The 17,228-nt window shown below is 66.8% G+C and carries 17 protein-coding genes; 8 read left to right on the forward strand and 9 right to left on the reverse strand.

Annotated elements, in window-relative coordinates:
- Window positions 1-408: 408 nt before the first annotated feature.
- Window positions 409-1,641: a dual-specificity RNA methyltransferase RlmN gene (gene rlmN, locus ABS88_RS05955; protein ID WP_199775063.1), complete on the reverse strand. Its 1,233-nt coding sequence runs from the start codon at window positions 1,639-1,641 to the stop codon at window positions 409-411.
- Window positions 1,642-1,702: 61 nt separating this feature from the next.
- Window positions 1,703-2,047: a hypothetical protein gene (locus ABS88_RS05960; RefSeq protein WP_067181969.1), complete on the reverse strand. Its 345-nt coding sequence runs from the start codon at window positions 2,045-2,047 to the stop codon at window positions 1,703-1,705.
- A 274-nt stretch (window positions 2,048-2,321) separates the two neighbouring features.
- Here ABS88_RS05960 and ABS88_RS05965 point away from each other — a divergent pair, with 274 nt between their 5' ends.
- On the forward strand, window positions 2,322-3,005 hold the full coding sequence (locus ABS88_RS05965) for a hypothetical protein (RefSeq protein WP_076074506.1): 684 nt from the start codon (window positions 2,322-2,324) through the stop codon (window positions 3,003-3,005).
- 19 nt (window positions 3,006-3,024) lie between these two features.
- On the opposite strand, the gene ABS88_RS05970 is transcribed toward ABS88_RS05965, so the two are convergent.
- Window positions 3,025-3,519 (reverse strand): hypothetical protein, encoded by a 495-nt coding sequence (locus ABS88_RS05970; protein ID WP_076074508.1) that lies wholly within the window; start codon window positions 3,517-3,519, stop codon window positions 3,025-3,027.
- A gap of 161 nt (window positions 3,520-3,680) precedes the next feature.
- Between ABS88_RS05970 and dnaN the strand changes: the two genes are divergently transcribed.
- Window positions 3,681-4,796 (forward strand): DNA polymerase III subunit beta, encoded by a 1,116-nt coding sequence (gene dnaN / locus ABS88_RS05975; RefSeq protein WP_067105679.1) that lies wholly within the window; start codon window positions 3,681-3,683, stop codon window positions 4,794-4,796.
- A gap of 267 nt (window positions 4,797-5,063) precedes the next feature.
- On the opposite strand, the gene ABS88_RS05980 is transcribed toward dnaN, so the two are convergent.
- Window positions 5,064-6,404 (reverse strand): PQQ-dependent sugar dehydrogenase, encoded by a 1,341-nt coding sequence (locus ABS88_RS05980; protein ID WP_076074511.1) that lies wholly within the window; start codon window positions 6,402-6,404, stop codon window positions 5,064-5,066.
- A gap of 159 nt (window positions 6,405-6,563) precedes the next feature.
- Here ABS88_RS05980 and ABS88_RS05985 point away from each other — a divergent pair, with 159 nt between their 5' ends.
- Window positions 6,564-6,779, forward strand: coding sequence for a hypothetical protein (locus ABS88_RS05985; RefSeq protein ID WP_082796929.1), 216 nt, complete (start codon window positions 6,564-6,566; stop codon window positions 6,777-6,779).
- Window positions 6,780-6,792: 13 nt separating this feature from the next.
- Here the strand turns inward: ABS88_RS05985 and argC are convergent, their stop codons facing one another.
- The 3 genes from argC to ABS88_RS06000 all read right to left on the reverse strand — a co-directional run bounded on the left by argC (window position 6,793) and on the right by ABS88_RS06000 (window position 10,154).
- The gene (gene argC / locus ABS88_RS05990; protein ID WP_076074514.1) at window positions 6,793-7,719 is read right to left on the reverse strand and encodes an N-acetyl-gamma-glutamyl-phosphate reductase; all 927 of its coding nucleotides are present in this window, start codon (window positions 7,717-7,719) and stop codon (window positions 6,793-6,795) included.
- Complete coding sequence (locus ABS88_RS05995; RefSeq protein ID WP_234002588.1) at window positions 7,716-8,666, reverse strand: C40 family peptidase; 951 nt, start codon at window positions 8,664-8,666, stop codon at window positions 7,716-7,718. Before ABS88_RS05995 ends, argC begins: the two co-directional genes overlap by 4 nt.
- Before the next feature lie 84 nt (window positions 8,667-8,750).
- Window positions 8,751-10,154: a leucyl aminopeptidase family protein gene (locus ABS88_RS06000; RefSeq protein WP_076074518.1), complete on the reverse strand. Its 1,404-nt coding sequence runs from the start codon at window positions 10,152-10,154 to the stop codon at window positions 8,751-8,753.
- Window positions 10,155-10,359: 205 nt separating this feature from the next.
- Here ABS88_RS06000 and ABS88_RS06005 point away from each other — a divergent pair, with 205 nt between their 5' ends.
- Genes ABS88_RS06005 through ABS88_RS06015 form a run of 3 tightly spaced genes read left to right on the forward strand, consistent with a single transcriptional unit; the run spans window position 10,360 to window position 12,366 of the window.
- Entirely contained in the window at window positions 10,360-11,202 is an 843-nt protein-coding gene (locus ABS88_RS06005; RefSeq protein WP_076074521.1) for a DUF4163 domain-containing protein, read from the forward strand.
- 5 nt (window positions 11,203-11,207) lie between these two features.
- A complete protein-coding gene (locus ABS88_RS06010; RefSeq protein ID WP_104959437.1) occupies window positions 11,208-12,143 on the forward strand; it encodes a glucose 1-dehydrogenase in 936 nt (311 codons plus the stop codon).
- Between the two features lie 40 nt (window positions 12,144-12,183).
- Window positions 12,184-12,366: a DUF3008 family protein gene (locus ABS88_RS06015; protein WP_076074523.1), complete on the forward strand. Its 183-nt coding sequence runs from the start codon at window positions 12,184-12,186 to the stop codon at window positions 12,364-12,366.
- 13 nt (window positions 12,367-12,379) lie between these two features.
- Here ABS88_RS06015 and ABS88_RS06020 read toward each other — a convergent pair whose 3' ends face one another.
- Entirely contained in the window at window positions 12,380-13,936 is a 1,557-nt protein-coding gene (locus tag ABS88_RS06020; protein ID WP_076077659.1) for a flavin-containing monooxygenase, read from the reverse strand.
- Between the two features lie 191 nt (window positions 13,937-14,127).
- Here ABS88_RS06020 and ABS88_RS06025 point away from each other — a divergent pair, with 191 nt between their 5' ends.
- Both ABS88_RS06025 and ABS88_RS06030 read left to right on the forward strand, forming a co-directional pair.
- A complete protein-coding gene (locus ABS88_RS06025) occupies window positions 14,128-15,252 on the forward strand; it encodes a DUF47 family protein (protein WP_169799626.1) in 1,125 nt (374 codons plus the stop codon).
- 173 nt (window positions 15,253-15,425) lie between these two features.
- A complete protein-coding gene (locus ABS88_RS06030) occupies window positions 15,426-16,439 on the forward strand; it encodes an inorganic phosphate transporter (protein WP_067105665.1) in 1,014 nt (337 codons plus the stop codon).
- A 46-nt stretch (window positions 16,440-16,485) separates the two neighbouring features.
- Here the strand turns inward: ABS88_RS06030 and ABS88_RS06035 are convergent, their stop codons facing one another.
- Window positions 16,486-17,121, reverse strand: a complete 636-nt coding sequence (locus ABS88_RS06035; protein WP_076074526.1) for a response regulator transcription factor — start codon at window positions 17,119-17,121, stop codon at window positions 16,486-16,488.
- Window positions 17,122-17,228 lie beyond the last annotated feature (107 nt).

Raw genomic sequence — 17,228 nt, forward strand, 5'->3', positions numbered from 1 at the left:
CATTTTCCTTTTTTCTTCAATCGGGACGCGCCCTGTTGGGTCGCGACCCGGCCCCTAAATGGGGTTGCGGCCTGTCGCTGCCATGAATGGATCGTTCAGAATAAGACAATTTTCTTACCTGTGTTGTTTTTGCAACACGGTCAGAATGGAGCAGGCCTCCTCATCCCGCGAAAGCTGGAATCGCTTGCGGGTTTGGGTCGGGTCGACAGCGATCCCGGCTTTCGCTAGGATGACGGTTGGGAGCTTGATTTCGGCGAAGCCGATTAGCGTTTAGACTCTGATGACTTTGGATTGACCGACTTGCGTCATTGCGAGCGGAGCGAAGCAATCCAGGGCGGTTTGCGCCACTCTGGATTGCCGCGCGGCTTCGCCGCTCGCAATGACGAGTCCTTCCAAAGTCATCATGCTTTAGCCCAGCGCGGCCTGCTTTTCCTCAGCGATGCGGTCGAGTTCGGCGCGGGTGGGCTTGGTCGCCGCGCTCTTGAGCTGGCCGCAGGCGGCCATGATATCGCGCCCGCGCGGGGTGCGGATCGGCGCCGAAATCCCCCCCTCGAAAATCAGGTTGCTGAACGCGCGCACCCGCTCGGGCGGCGAGCATTCATAAGGCGCGCCGGGCCACGGGTTGAACGGAATCAGGTTGACCTTCGCGGGCAGCCGGTACTGCTTGAGCAGTCGCACCAGTTCGCGCGCGTCGGCGTCGCTGTCGTTCTTGTCCTTCAGCATCACATATTCGAAGGTGATGCGCCGGGCATTGTTCGCGCCCGGATAGGCGGCGCAGGCGGCGAGCAGTTCCTCGATGCCGTATTTGCGATTGAGCGGCACGATCTCGTCGCGGATTTCCTTGCTGACCGCGTGGAGCGATACCGCGAGGTTGACGCCGATCTCCTCGCCCGCGCGCGCCATCATCGGCACGACTCCGCTCGTCGACAGGGTGATGCGGCGCTTGGACAGCGCCAGCCCGTCGCCGTCCATGACGATCTTCAGCGCGCTCTTGACCTCGTCGAAATTGTAGAGCGGCTCGCCCATCCCCATCATCACGATGTTGGTGAGCATGCGGCCATCGGCGGTGTAGTGGCCGGCGTCGTCTTCCTCGTCTTCCGCGCCTCCTGCCATCGTTCCCTTCGGCCATTCGCCGAGTGCGTCGCGCGCGAGCAGCACCTGCCCGACGATCTCGCCGGCCCCCAGATTGCGGACGAGGCGCATGGTGCCGGTGTGGCAGAAGCGGCAGTTGAGGGTACAGCCGACCTGGCTCGACACGCACAGCGTTCCCCGATCTGCGTCGGGGATGAACACCATCTCATATTCCTGACCGTCGGCGGCGGCGAGCAGCCATTTGCGGGTGCCGTCGTTCGACACCTGCGCGGTGACGACGGTGGGGCGGCCGACGATGAACCGCTCGGTCAGCCACGGACGCATCGTCTTGGCGATGTCGGTCATCGCATCGAATTCGGTGACGCCGCGGTGATAGATCCAGTGCCAGATCTGCTTGGCGCGCAGCTTGGCCGCCTTGGCGTCGAGCCCGGCTTCTTCCAGCGCGGCGCGAATCCCTTCGCGCGTCAACCCGACCAGGTCGATGCGGTTGCCGCCGCGCAACGGCACGGTGCCGGTCGTGACCGGGTCGATATGGCCGGGAATCTGCATGATGCGCGGCGATATAGGAGGGAAGGGGGGCTTGCGCAATCGCGCATCGCCCGCCTTCATCTCAGTGCGGCAGGCCTTCCTCGATCGCTTCCTCGAAATCGGTGAGCGGGCCGACCGGCTCCTCGGGCGGGCGGCCGGGCGCCTGCGGAAAGATCGCGTCGAGGCGGCGGCGCAGCGTGTCGTCGAAGTTCGACTGCCCTGAAATCCGGGCATTGCACACGGTCAGTTCCATGCGGATCGCATCCTTGATGCGCTGCAATCCCTCTGCGCTCAGCACGCCGGCGTTCATCAGCTCCTCGCAAAGCTGGATCAGCCCGACGGTCGTCGCATGGGCGCGCAAACCGATGAAATCGAGCGTCTTGTGCCGCTCGCGGGCGGTACCGTCACAGCGCACGGGCGCGTTCATCTTGCTGTCTCCTCATCCCAATCGTTCGACCGGGCAGGGCGCGTCTTTCTGCTGGACGCGTCCCCGGCAGTCATCCGCGATCATGCGCAAAGAAGCGGGTGGGGGCAAGCGTCATCGCAACAATCTGTCGAACCCGTGTCGGTCGGCGTAACGATCCATCCGCTCGGAGAAAAAGGGAGCGAATGCTTGACGGTTCCGGCCGCCACCGGGCAAGGATGCGGGCCCGCCGGGTCGTTTCCATCGGTTCCTCTCCTCTTTTCTGCGAGATACCATCATGCCTCCGCGATATGCCCTTCCCTTGCTGCTCGTCGGATCGCTGACCGCGGCGCCCGCGATCGCCCGGCCGGCGGCGCCTTCGATCGAGACGCTCGAGAAGATCATCGCCGATCGCGATCCCGCCGTGCGCGTCGAATCGGTCGATCACGAGCGCATTACCGCCAAGCGAATCGACATCGTCGGAGACGACGGAACGATCCGCATGACCCTGGCCGCCGACACGCCGGCGCCGATCATCGACGGCATCCAGTACAAGCGGGCGTTCGACGTATCGGGACTGATCCTCTACGATGCCAGGGGCAGCGAGCGCGGCGGGTTCGGCGTCGCCGACCTGCCGAACGGCAGCATGGCGGTGCTGGCGCTCGACCATCCGGCGCAGGATGCCATCGGCTGGCGTGTCGCGCCCGACGGCGCGGTGAGCTTCTCGATCAACCAGGCGCCACCGCCGCTTCGCGAGCCGGCGCTGGGAAATCGTCTGGTGCCCGGCGTGGCGACCTCGACCCGGATCAAGCTGGACGTTGCGGCGGACGGCACGCCATCGGTGGCGCTTGCCGATGCGGAGGACCGGGCGCGGGTGCGGCTGACGGTGACCCCCGAAGGCTATGGTGCGATCGAATTCCTCAACGCGGCGGGCGAGGTCGTCGAAACGCTGGCGCCGGAGGCTAAGGCGGCGCGGAAGTAGGCACAGCGCAGCGAAGGCGCTATCCCGCCCGCGCGCATCCCAGCGCCGCCGCGTCGATCGCGGTCGCCGCGCCGCGCAGGCGGTAGGTGTCGGCGATCGCGCCGCCGCTTTCGGTGCCGCTCTCGACGCTCATGCTCGGGGCCGATCGCATCGCGGCGATGATCGCGGCGTCCATGCGGGCGTCGCTCGCCCAGCCATGAACGCCGTTGCCGGTGAGGATGAAGCGGCGGCTGCCGACGGTCAGCCGCAATTCGCGGTTGGCGCCGCGCGGTTTCGACAGGCGGACATAGAATTGGCCACGGATGCGCGCCTTGGGCCAATAGCCGACGCTGGCATAGGGCTTCGTGCGGGGCGTGCCGATCGTCGCCGCGGGCGCGGCGATGGCGTAGCAGCGCGGCGTCGCCGCCTCGCGAAAGGCGCCCCAGCCGTCGAAGACGCCGAGCGCGGTGCGCGGGGCCGCCCAGGCGGCGGCCGGCTGCGCCGCAAGCAGGAGGAGGAAAAGCGCCGGGCGCATCCGGTCCGATTGCGCGAAACGCTCGGCTTTGCAAGCATTGGGTTGCGCGGCGCGATGCGTTCGGTAAGGAAGGTTGGCATTTTCGGGGGCAGGGAATCGGGGCGCCGAATCGCCCGCCCCCGCAGGGACTTCTCCCGCAAGACACAGGATGGCGGACAAGAATGAAAGCGACGATCGAACGCGCAGTGCTTCTGAAGAGCCTCGGCCACGTCCAGTCGGTGGTCGAACGGCGCAATACCATTCCGATCCTGTCGAACGTCCTGATTGAAGCCGACGCTAGCGGACAGCTGAAACTCATGGCGACCGACCTCGACCTTCAGGTCGTCGAGACCGTCGCCGCGAAGGTCGAAACGCCCGGCACGACGACCGTGTCGGCGCACACGCTGTTCGAGATCGCACGCAAGCTGCCCGAGGGGGCTGAGGTCAGCCTCGCCGCCGCCGACGGCAAGATGCAGGTCAAGGCGGGCCGCTCGAACTTCAACCTGCCGACGCTGCCGCGCGATGATTTTCCGGTGATCGCCGAGGGCGACCTGCCGACCAGCTTCGAGCTGCCCGTCGCCGAGCTGATCCAGATCATCGACAAGACGCGCTTCGCCATCTCGACCGAGGAAACGCGCTATTATCTCAACGGCATCTTCCTGCACGTCGCGGAGGATGCGAGCGGGCCGGTGCTGAAGGCCGCGGCAACCGACGGCCACCGCCTCGCGCGCTATACGGTGACGCGGCCCGACGGTGCGAGCGCGATGCCCGACGTGATCGTGCCGCGCAAATGCGTCGGCGAGATCCGCAAGCTGCTCGACGAGGCCGAGGGCAATGTCGAGGTGAGCCTGTCGGCGACCAAGATCCGCTTCCAGCTCGGCCATGCGGTGCTGACGTCGAAGCTGATCGACGGCACTTTCCCCGACTATAGCCGCGTCATCCCGACCGCGAACGACAAGCTGCTGAAGGTCGATCCCAAGAGCCTGTTTCAGGGCGTCGACCGCGTGTCGACGATCGCGAGCGAAAAGACGCGCGCGGTGAAGGTCGGGCTCGACAAGGATCGCATCACCCTGTCGGTGACCAGCCCCGAAAACGGCACTGCGGCCGAGGAACTGCCCGCCGGATACGACAGCGAGCCGCTGGAGATCGGCTTCAACGCCCGCTACCTCAGCGACATATTGGGGCAGGTCGATGGCGACACGGTCGAACTGCATCTCGCCGATGCCAATGCGCCGACGCTGATCCGCGAAAGCGAGAAAAGCCCGGCGCTCTATGTGCTGATGCCGATGCGGGTGTGATGCCGCGGGGCGTGAAAACGCTGCCTTGAGCTTCGGCCGCAGGAGCATGGCGGCGATGATGTTGGCGCTGATCCATGGTATCGGCTGAATTCGATCCATCGTCCCGTTCGTGTCGAGCGTAGTCGAGACACCCGTAAGCATTGCACCAGGTTGATGGGTGTCTCGACTACGCTCGACACGAACGGACATGGAAGTCCGTCCAAGTCATCGCGTCATGGATGGCTTCGTCGTTACCGCTGAACCCTGCGAGTGACGCAGGACTTGTCGTCATCCCGCCTTCGCGATCCGCCAGATCACGCCGCCGGTGTCGTCGGCAACCAGCGCGCTGCCGTCTTTCGCGACCTTGACGTCGGCGGGGCGGCCGCGCGTCGTCTTGCCGTCGGCGGCGAGGAAGCGGTCGAGGAGGATGACGGGCAGCGCGTCGGCGGGGCGCTTGTTGGTGCCGAACCGGACGAAGACGACGTCATAGCCCGTCGCGGGTTCGCGGTTCCACGATCCGTGGCGCGCGACCAGCACGCCGTTCGCCCAGCGCTCGCCAAGGTCGAGTCCCTGGGTGAAGGTCATCCCCAGCGGCGCGACATGCGCGCCGAGGCCATAGGCGGGGCGCTTGGTATATTGGCGCTGATCCTCCTCGGGCGGCGCAACGCGCGGATCGATGTAGCCGCCCCAATAATACCAGGGCCAGCCATAGAAATCGCCTTCGTCGATCTCGGCCAGATAGTCGGGAACGAGGTCGCTGCCCAGCATGTCGCGTTCGTTGACCACGGTCCAGAGCTGGTCGCTGCCAGGATAGAAGGCGAGGCCGACGGGATTGCGGATGCCCGCGGCGAACGTCCGCACATAGCCGTTCTCCGGCCGCACCTCGAGCACCGAGGCACGCTTCACCTCGTTCGCCATGCCCTTTTCGCCGATGTTGCTGTCGGCGCCGACGCCGACATAGAGCCAGCCATTGGGCGCCGCGGCGAGGCTTTTCGTCCAGTGGCGGTTGGTGCCCTTTGCGGGCAGGTCGGCGATCTTCTTCGCCTGGCCCGCCATCTTGGTCGCGCCCTCGACATAGGGGAAGGCGAGAATGGCGTCGGTGTTGGCGACGTAGAGCGTATCCTTCACCAGCGCCATGCCGTAAGGCGAGTTGAGGCCGGTGATATAGGCGCTGCGCACTTCCGCCTTGCCGTCACCGTCGGCGTCGCGCAGCAGCGTGATGCGGTTTGCCGACACGCCGCCGGCACCCGCCTTGCCCATCAGCGATTTCATCACCTTGCCTTCGATCCCGCCATCCTCGCGCGGCGGGCTCTGCGCCTCGGCGACCAGCACGTCGCCATTGGGCAGCACCAGCATCGCGCGCGGGTGGTCGAGCCCGTCGGCGAAGCGCGCGACGGTCAGGCCTTCGGCAGCCCGCGGTGCTTCGCCGGCCGACCAGCTCGTCGCCTCGGGGACGTTCATCGTCGGAAAGCTCTCGGGATGCTGCGAGGCCATCACCGGCACCCGGCCGCTGAGTTCGGCGGTCGAGAAGCGCGCCACGTCGGGGCGCGACAGGATGTAGAGGACGATGCCGCCGGCGATCAGGATCAACAGCAGGACGAGGGCGGCATATTTGACGATCTTGCGCATGGCGCCTGTCTACACCGGCGCTTCGCCGCGGCAAAGCGCGAAACGCGGGCGGGACGGAACGTGCCCGTTAACCTTACTGGATCGTTCATCACGGTTGGGAACGGCGCGGTGATGCGGCCGCGCTAGACGGCGGGTTCGATGCAACGGATCGGGGTTTCCATGCAGCTGCCCGCACCTTTCCTGGCCGACCGCACGGCGGTCGACGAAGCCGATGCGCTGATCCGCGATCATGGCGAGGAAGCGGGCTTCGCCGCGGCGGCGCGCGCCGAGCAATATCGCGTGCTGGGCAACCACGTCCATTTCGCGCGCTGGCGGCAGATCGAGCGGCTGATCACCTATCTGTCGATCGAGGCTCCGCTCGATACCGTTCACTGAGCGCGGCGGCGCTTTACAGGCGCAGCCCCGCGGTCTCGGGCAAACCCGCCATGATGTTGAGGTTCTGGATGCAGGCGCCGCTGGCGCCCTTGCCCAGATTGTCGAGGCGCGCGACGAGCCGGACCTGGCTGGCATCGGCACTGGCGAACAGGAACAGGTCGAGCCGGTCGCTGCCTTCGTCGGAGGCGCGCAGCAGCATTTCACCGCTTTCGGGCGCTGTGCCCATCGCGACGACCGTGCTGTCCGCATAATGATCGGCGAGCGCGGCGCGCAGCGCGTCGGGCGAGGCGGCGCCGGGCATCGCCGCGAGCGGCAACGGCACCTCGACCACCATGCCGCGGTGCGCGGGGACGACGGCGGGCGAGAAGAGCGGGGCGACCGCCAGACCGCAGCGCGCCTGCATCTCCGGCACATGCTTGTGGCCGAGCGCCAGCGCATAGCCGCGCCAGGCGATGTCGGGGTCGGCCTCGAAGCGTTCGATCAGTGCCTTGCCGCCGCCCGAATAGCCGCTGACCGCATGGCAGATATAGGGCCAGTCGGCAGGCAGCAGATCCGCGCGGACGAGCGGCGCGACGAGCGCGATGAAGCCGGTCGAATAGCAGCCGGGGTTGGAGACGCGCGCGGCCTGCGCGACCGCGTCATGGCCGCTGACTTCCGGAAAGCCGTAGATCCAGCCGGAGGCGACGCGGTGCGCGGTCGAGGCGTCGATCACGCGCGTGCGGTCGTTGTCGATCATCGCCACCGCCTGCCGCGCCGCGTCGTCGGGCAGGCAGAGGATGACGAAATCGGCGGCGTTCAGCGCCTCGCGCCGTGCCGCCGCGTCCTTGCGCCGCGCATCGTCGAGCGTGAGCAGGGCGAATTCGGTTCGTCCCGCGAGCCGCTCGGCGATCTCGAGGCCGGTGGTTCCGGCGGCGCCGTCGATGAAGACCGTGTGTGTCATGCCTGCCCCGGCCGCCGGGCGCCGATGATCGGCGGATCCTTGCCTTCGGCCGCGACGCGCGCGACCAGATCGGCGAGCGGCTCGGCCTTGACCGCGCCCCAATGCCGGCTCGCATGGACGATCGTTTCGGGGTCCGTCATGATGCCGACATGGCCGGGAAAGAAGACGAGGTCGCCGCGCGCGAGAGCGGCCGGATCGACCGCCCTGTCGGGGCCGAGCGCCGCGAACTGCAGGTCGCTGTCGCGCGGAAGCGGAACGCCCGCCGCGCTCCAGGCCAGTTGGACGAGCCCTGAGCAGTCGATGCCCTTTGCGGTGCGGCCGCCCCACAGATAGGGTGCGCCGACCAGCGCTTCGGCTATGCCGGCCGGATCGTCGTCGCGGCCGTCCGCTTCGACCAGCGAGGCGCGGGGCAGGAAGCCGTGCGGCGTCGCGAGCCATTCGCCCTGCTCCTCGCCCATGACCAGCGCGCCGCGCGGCAGGATGGCCGATCCGCCGCTGGCGGCGTCGGGCGCGCTGTGCAGGATCGCCTCGGCGGCCGTGACGCGGTGGGTCGGGGCGATCGGCGCGCCGAGCGCTTCGGCGGCGAGATAGCCGACATAATGATCGGCAAGGCTGTAGCCCCACGCCCAGCCGCCGGTGAGGTCGAGCAGCGCGAAGGCCTCGCCGAACAGCAACTCGCTCGTCTGCCGGGCGTCGGGCGCCGGGTCGGCGCGCAGCGCCGTCGCCGGAAGCACGCAGCTCCGCATCATCGGCGCGGCATAGTGCGGGGCGAAATAGTGGCCGGCGACCGCGATGTCGGCGAGGTCGGGGCGGATCGCGACGACGCGGGGGTCGAACGGCTGCGACGTTCCGGCGAGGGCGAAGCGGTCGCGGCCCGCACCGGCCGCGCCGGGGCGCCCCATGCGTACCCGGCTCGCCGCGGATTTATCGCCAATCTCTGCTTTCACTAGCCGTCCTGAAAATGGATGAGGTCCGCCGGGACGGACAATCGCGCGCCATTAGACCAGCGGGACGCGCTTTATCAAGGATGTTCAGGCCTTGCCGCGCCGGTCGTAGCGTCCTTGCAGCATCGCCCAGGCCGCGCGCAGCCCAAGCGCCGCGCCGCCCTTCGGCCGTCCGGGCTTCGCCGACGGGCGCCACGCGAAGGTGTCGAAATGCGCCCAGGCCGCGCCTTCCGGAACGAAGCGCTTGAGAAACAGCGCGGCGGTGATCGACCCCGCGAACGCTGATGTCCCAGCATTGCCGAGGTCGGCGATATCGGTTTCGAGAAGGTCGGCATAGCCATCCCACAGCGGCATCCGCCACAGCGGATCGTCGCGCTCGACGCCGCCCTTCAGCAACTCGTCGGCAAGCACGTCGTCGTTCGCATAGAGCGCCGGAAGATCGGGGCCGAGCGCGACGCGCGCGGCGCCGGTCAGCGTCGCGAAGTCGACGACCAGCTCGGGAGCATCCTCGCCTGCCTTCGCCAGCGCATCGGCGAGCACGAGCCGCCCCTCGGCATCGGTGTTGCCGATCTCGACCGTCAGCCCCTTGCGGCTGCGCAGCACATCGCCGGGGCGAAAGGCGTCGGCCGATATGGCGTTCTCCGCCGCCGCGACGAGGCAATGCAGGCGGACGGGGAGGCCGGTCGCCATGACGAGCTCGGCGAGCGCGAGAACGTGCGCGGCACCGCCCATGTCCTTCTTCATCAGCCGCATCCCCGCCGCGGGCTTGATGTCGAGCCCGCCGCTGTCGAACGCGATCCCCTTGCCGACCAGCGCGATGCGCGGATGATCTTCCTTGCCCCAGACGATCTCGATCAGGCGCGGCGCATGGTGGCGCGCGGCGGCGCGGCCGACCGCGTGGATCATCGGATAACCCTGTTCGAGCGCTTCGCCCTTCGTCACCGTCAGCGTCCCGCCGTGCGCCCTGGCGATGCGCTCGGCCGCGGCCTCGAGTGCGGCGGGGCCCATGTCGGCGGCCGGGGTGTTGACGAGGTCGCGGACCAGCGCGACGCCGCGCATCTCGGCGACGGCCGGCGCGATCGCCGCGACGTCGGTGGTCAGCAGCACGCGGCCCCCGCGTGCTTCGGCCTTCGAACGATAGGTGTCGAAGCGATATTGTCCGCTCAGCCAGCCGAACAGCGCCTTGCCGGGCTGGCGGCCTTCGACGCGGTAGCGGCCTTCGGGCAGCGTTTGCGCCAGCTTGGCGAGGCACCATGCCGACAGGCTGTCGACATTGGCGACCGCGGTCACCACCGACCAGCTTTCGGCATCGTCGCCGGGCAGAATGGCGTGAGCGTAGCCGTCGGGTTTGTAGCCGGCGGCGGCGAGGGCGGTGCGTTCGCGGGCGCTGCGCCCCTTCAGCCAATCGTCATAGCTTGTCTTGTCGACCAGATGGATGGTGCGGGCGTCCTGCCCCTTGTCGGGCTGGATCAGGTCGGAATAATCGAACATGGCGGTCCTGCATAAAAATGCGGCGCATCCGATCCACGCCGTTCGCCCTGAGCTTGTCGAAGGGCCGTTCTTTCTTTCAGCGTTGAGGAGAGAGAAGGACGGTGCTTCGACAAGCTCAGCACGAACGGAAGAAAGATCGACGCCGCCGGGCGCGCCTTACCTAAGCCGACGTGGAAACTTTGTCGATTCCCGGCGTTGTTGGCGCATGACGAGGATATTCCCCCATCGCTCCGCGGCGCTCCTGTGCATGGGCGCGCTGCTTGTCGCCGGCTGTTCGGAAAAGGCCGCGCCGACCCGCGCCGAAAAGGAGGCCGCGGCGTCGGTCCCGGGCGCGCCGCTGAACGGTGCCGCCGATGTCGCGGCGAAGGAAGCGACAGCCTCCAAGGTCGAGGAAAAGACCGACCTCATCGAATTCGCGTACAGCTATCCGGTCGAGGCGGCGCGCATTGCGGGGCTTGCGGCATGGCTCGACAACGACCGCGGGGTCCAGCGCGCGGCGCTGGTCGCGGCGGCCGAGCGCGACAGGGCAGCGGCGGCGAAGGAGGGGTTTCCCTATCACGCGCACAGCCACCTCCAGAGCTGGCAGCGTGTCACCGATACGCCGCGCTTCCTGAGCCTGTCGGCCGAGATCGGAACCTATATGGGCGGCGCGCACGGGATGCAGAGCTTCGACACGCTGGTGTGGGACCGTAACAAGGCGACGCGGCTGAAGCCGCTCGACATGTTCACGAGCGGCGCGGCGTTCGACAAGGCGGCGAACGACGACCTGTGCGCCGGCGTCGAGCGCGCCAAGACCGCACGCGGCGTCGAATGGAACCGCGATACCGACAGCGTTTCCGGCAAATGCCCGGTGGCGTCGGCGCAGACGATCTGGCTCGGCTCGTCCGACGGGAAGAAGCTCGACCGGCTGACGATCGGGATCGGTCCCTATGAAGTGGGCCCCTATGTCGAGGGCAGCTACAGGATCGACCTGCCGATGTCGGCGGCGCTGATCCACGCGCTCAAGCCCGAATATCGCGGCGATTTCCGTCCGGCAACACGAGGATAGCGACGATGGCCAAGCAGCCCAAGGCCGGCAAGGTCGGCGAAACCCCCACCGAGAAGCGCGGCAAGAAGCGCGCGGCGGCGAAGCTCGAAAAGGCGGTCGGCAAGGCGAAGACGATCGCCGATCCGCCCAGCGACCGCGAATCCGACCTCGACCGCCCGCCCCGGTGGGAACCGCGCTATCCGGGATCGGGCCGGCTCGACGGCAAGGTCGCCATTGTCACCGGCGGCGACAGCGGCATCGGCCGCGCGGTCTGTGCGCTTTTCGCGCGCGAGGGCGCTGACATCGCGATCGTCTACAAGGACAACAAGGCGGACGCCGCGGACAGCGTCGCGATCGTCGAGGGCGAGGGGCGCCACGCGATCGCGGTCAAGGCTGATGTCGGCAAGCCCGCGGCGGGCGCGAAGATCGTCGAGCGGACGATCGAGCGCTTCGGGCGGCTCGACATACTCGTCAACAATGCGGGGGAACAGCATCCGGCGGAGGACATCCGCGACATCGACCCCGACCAGCTTCAGCGCACTTTCGCGACCAACATCTTCGGCATGTTCTACCTCGTGCAGGCGGCGCTGCCGCATCTGCGCAAGGGCGCGGCGATCGTCAATTGCACCAGCGTGACGATGTACCAGGGTTCGCCGGGCTTGCTGGACTACAGCGCGACCAAGGGGGCGATCACCGCCTTCACGCGGTCGTTGAGCGAGAATCTGGTGGCGAAGGGAATCCGCGTCAACGCGGTGGCGCCGGGGCCGATCTGGACCCCGCTGAACCCGCGCGGCGGCGCCCCCGCCGACAAGGTCGCGCATTTCGGGGAGAGCACGCCGATGCAGCGGCCGGGCGAACCCAATGAGGTGGCGCCCTGCTTCCTGTTCCTCGCCTGCGACGACAGCAGCTATATGTCGGGTCAGGTGTTGCATCCCAACGGTGGGACGATCGTTAACGGATAGGGGGCGTTAACGGATAGCGGGGGCAGACAGGAGACAGGTCATGCCAGCCAGATCCAAGGCTCAGCAGAAAGCCGCCGGCGCCGCGCTCAGCGCCAAGCGCGGCGACACCCCTAAGTCCGACCTGAAGGGCGCGTCGCGCGAGATGGTCGACAGCATGAGCGAAAAGCAGCTCGAAGAGCTTGCCAGGGGCGCGCGCAAGGGCAAGCCCGAGCACGTCGATTGACGGCGGTGGCCTATTACTCGGCCGCCTCCAGTTCCGCCGGCGGCGATGCCGCCGCCTTGCGCGCGTGGCCGAAGGTCAGGATGCCGTCGGCGATCGTGCCCGTACGCATGTCGACGCGGTCGCGCACATAATTCTGGCTGAGCCGCCAAGGCATGTCGACCGCGCTTTTCGGCATGATGTGTAGCGCGCGCTGGATATAGCCCGACGAGAAGTCGAAGATGTCGTCCTCGACCAGCGTTGACGGGTCTTCGAGCACCGGCGTCGCGACCGTGGTGTCGGTATCGCGCATATGGTTGAGGACGCGGCAGACATATTCGGAAACGAGGTCGGCGCGCAGCGTCCAGCTCGCGTTGAGATAGCCGAACACCGCCGCAAAGTTCGGCACGTTCGAGAACATGCACGCCTTGTAGTAGAAATGCTGGCTCCAATCGACGGTCTCGCCATCGACGCGCACCGGAATCTTGCCCGCGACCGCGAGCTTGAGGCCCGTCGCGGTGATGATGATGTCGGCGTCGAGGTGCCCGCCCGATTTGAGCTGGATGCCGGTCCGGTCGAAGCGCTCGATATGATCGGTGACGACCGATGCCTGTCCGGCCTTCATCGCCTCGAAGAAATCGGCGTCGGGGACGAGGCACAGGCGCTGGTCCCATGGATTGTAGGGCGGAGTGAAAGCGACCGGATCATATTTGTCGCCGAGCGCCTGCTTAAGCTTCTTGGTCAGGAAATCGGCGACCTTCTCGGGCTTTTCGCGCGCGCGGCGGAACACGATGTCCTGCAGGCGGATATTCTTGAAGCGCGTGATGCTGTAGGCGAGCTTTTCGGGCAGGATCTTGCGCAGGAAATTGGCGATCCCGTCCTTCGCCGGACGGATCGCGTACCAGGTCGGCGTGCGCTGGAGCATCGTCACATGTGCCGCGCCCTTGCCGTCGCCTCTTTCGGTCATCGACGGAACAATGGTCACGGCGGTCGCGCCCGACCCGATCACCACCACCTTCTTGCCCGCATAGTCGAAATCCTTCGGCCAGAATTGCGGATGGACGATCTGGCCCGCGAAATCCTCGCGCCCCGGGAAATGCGCGTCATAGGGCTCGTCATAGTCGTAATAGCCGGAGCCGAGATAGAGCCAGCGCGCGGTCGTCGTCGTGGTCGCGCCCGCGTCATCTTCCAGCGTCACGGTCCAGCGCGCCTCGGCGCTGCTCCAGTCGGCGCCGACCACCTTGCGGTTGAAGCGGATATGGTCGCGGATATGGCGCTCGTCGACGATGCGGTTCAGATAGGCGAGGATCGACGGACCGTCGGCGATCGACTTTTCATGCTTCCACGGTTCGAAGATGAACCCCAGCGTGTGCATGTCGCTGTCCGAGCGGATGCCGGGATAGCGGAACAGATCCCAGGTGCCGCCCAGATTCGCGCGCCGCTCGACAAGCGCGAAGCTGCGGTCGGGACAGTTCATCTGAAGATGCACGGCCATGCCGATGCCGGAGATGCCCGCGCCGACGATCAGCACATCCTGATCGACGGGGGCGGCCGCCGTCCGTTCGCTGCGATCAAGGGTCGCGCTGCCAGCCATCATGTCGTCTCCCGTTCGTCTTTGGCAAACAGCTTACGCACAGCGTTGCATTTTGCAATCGAATTGACGGGTACGGAAACCGGGCTCGACACCATGCGCCATTGCCGCTGTCACAATATTGTCATAGGGGCGTCACCAATTCGCAATCACGGGTTCGCTTGCGCGGACCGCAAGGGGTAAACGCCGACGACATGCGGCAGATCGCTGTCCTTCCCTATCGATTCGGCGGGCCAGGCATGGACGGCCCGACCGAGATTCTGCTGATCACCTCACGCGGGACCGGGCGCTGGGTGATCCCGAAAGGCAATCCGCTGAACGGCATGGAACGGCACGCCTCCGCCGCGGTCGAGGCGGAGGAGGAGGCCGGGGTGGTCGGCGCGGTCTGTCCGACGCCGATCGGCAGCTTCCAATACCGCAAGCGCCGCCCGAACGGCGCGGCGATCATGTACGATGTCGAGGTGTTTCCGCTCGCGGTGACGCGCGAACTCGACGAATGGAAGGAAATGGACGAGCGCGAACGGCGCTGGTTCCCCTTCGACGCGGCGGCGGCGTCGGTCGACGAGCCCGACCTTCAGGCGCTGATCCGGTCGTTCGGGGACAGCGGCTTTCGCGCCGCGGCGCAGCGGTCGGGGTTCATGTTCCACGTGGCCGAAAAGACAGGGGTCAATCGCATGTTTGCCTGGTTCCAGCGCCTGCTGCCGAGGCAGGGCAATTTCTTCGACCTGTTCGAGGCGCATGCGGCGACATTGGCGGCGGGCGCCGAGGCGCTCGCGCGGCTGCTGCAGGGCGGCGAGGGGATGGCCGATCACGTCCAGGAGATTGTCGAGCGCGAGCATGACGCCGACGAGATTACGCGCGAGGTCCTGCAGACGGTGCGCCGCACCTTCCTGACCCCCTTCGACCGCAGCGCGATCACCGACCTCATCGCCTCGATGGACGATGCGATCGACGAGATGCAGAAGACCGCCGGCGCCATCGACCTCTACGACGTCAAGACGTTCGAGCCCGAGATGTGCGACATCGCCGCGATCATCGTCGATGCGGCGCGGCTTACGGTCGAGGCGCTGCCGCTGCTGCGCAACGTCGCCGCCAACGGCGCGCGCCTGCACGAACTGACCGAGCGGCTCGTCCGCATGGAGGGGCATGCCGACGAGATCCACGACGCGGGCCTCCGCCGCCTGTTCAAGGAACATGGCGCGACGAACACCATCCATTTCATGATCGCGCGCGAGCTTTACAGCCATCTCGAACGCGTCGTCGACCGCTTCGAGGACGTCGCGAACGAGATCGATGGCCTGGTCATCGATCACGCGTGAGCGGACGGAAGACATGCCCGGCATGAAAAATCGCGTTCGCATCGAGCCCTTCGGCTGCCTTGCAGGCGCTCAGGATAAACGATGTCGAGATGCCCATCGGGACCGTACGGGGTCGGGGGGTGTCCCGCCTTCGCTCGACACGAACGGCTCTCTGGCACTGGACGGATAGGCCCATGCACGAACTGGCCTTTCCCCTTCTCGCCGGGCTGATCCTGCTCGCTTTGGCGTTCGACTTCCTGAACGGGCTGCACGACGCCGCGAACAGCATTGCGACGGTGGTCGCCACGCGCCTGCTGCGGCCGGTGCAGGCGGTGATGTTCGCCGCCTTCTTCAACTTCGCGGCCTATTTCCTGTCGATCAGCTTCCCCGAACTGCACCGGGTCGCGGAGACGATCGGGGCCGGACTGATCGACAAGAATCTGGTGACGCCCGCGGTCGTGTTCGGCGCGCTGGTCGGTGCGATGTTCTGGAACATCGTCACCTGGATCAAAGGCATTCCTTCCTCGTCGAGCCACGCGCTGGTCGGCGGCATCGTCGGGGCGGGCGTCGCGCATGCGGGCTTCGAAGGCATCCAGTGGTCGGGGCTCAACAAGACCGTGATCGCCATCTTCCTGTCGCCGATGCTCGGCATGCTGCTGGCGATGCTGGTCATGCTCGCGAGCAGCTGGGCGCTGCGCCGCGCGACCGCGAAATTCGCCGAGAAGAGCTTTCGCCGCCTCCACCTCTTCTCCTCGGCCGCCTATTCGATCAGCCACGGACTCAACGACGCGCAGAAGACGATGGGGATCATCGCGGTGCTGCTCTATTCGACCGGCTATCTGGACGGCGAATTCCACGTGCCGCACTGGGTTGCGATCAGCTGCTATGTCGCGATCGCGCTCGGCACGCTGTCGGGCGGGTGGAAGATCATCGAGACGATGGGCGGGCGCATCACCAAGCTGTCGCATCATCAGGGCTTCGCCGCGTCGACCGGCGGGTCGATCATGGTGTTCGCGGCAAGCTGGTTCGGCATCCCGGTGTCGACGACGCACACCATCACCGGCAGCGTCATCGGCGCGGGCGTCGCCCGCCGCGCGAGCGCGGTGCGCTGGGGCGTCGCGAGCAACGTCGTCGTCGCCTGGTTCATCACCATTCCCGCGAGCGCGGTGGTCGCAGCGATCTTCTATTCGTTGACGCGGCTTTTCTGATCGCGGAGCCGCTATCGCCGGTCTCGCACGACCCGTGCCGCCACGATCAGGCGGCGCCCGCGATGACGTTGTCCTCCAGCAGTCCGGCAATGAATGCGATTCTCAATATTCCGGCGAGGGTCCTGCAGTTCATCTTTTCCATGATGTTCGCGCGATAGACCTCCACCGTACGGGGGCTGATCCCCAGTTCGAGCGCGATGACCTTGTTCTGCTTGCCGCTGGCGACGCCATACAGCACCTCGAGCTCCCTGGGCGACAGCTTGCCGAGCTGGGCGATCGCGTCGCGGCGCCGCGCGTCCGCCGCCTGCCGATTGTGCAGCGAGCCGAGAACGTCGCGGATGCCGTTCAGCAGCAATTCGCTTTCGGCGGGCATCGCGATGAAATTGGCGGCGCCGCGTTGCAGGGCGGCGACGGCGGTCCGAACATCCGCCTGTTCCGAAAGGATGATCGTCGCGACCATCGTGCCGCGCCGGTTGATGGCTTCCAGAAGGTCGAGGTCCGCCGCGGTCGGCGCGCGCAGGTCGATCAGCACGCAGGCCGGCTCGCTGTCGAAATCGTTCGCCAGCATCGCCTCGCCGCTGGACCATGGCCGCACCCGGTAGCCATTGGCGTGAAGCAGGAGGGAGAGCGTGTTGCGAACGGCCTCGTCGTCGTCAACGACATGGACCAGGTCGTGTTTCATCTCCCTAACTCCCAACCGTTGTTCGATGATTTGCTTTCGAAACTTCGTCGGGCGACCTCGTATGACGTCTTTGGCCTATTACTCCCTTAGCCATCTACCCGTAAAGC

Source organism: Sphingopyxis sp. SCN 67-31, from assembly GCF_001725095.1.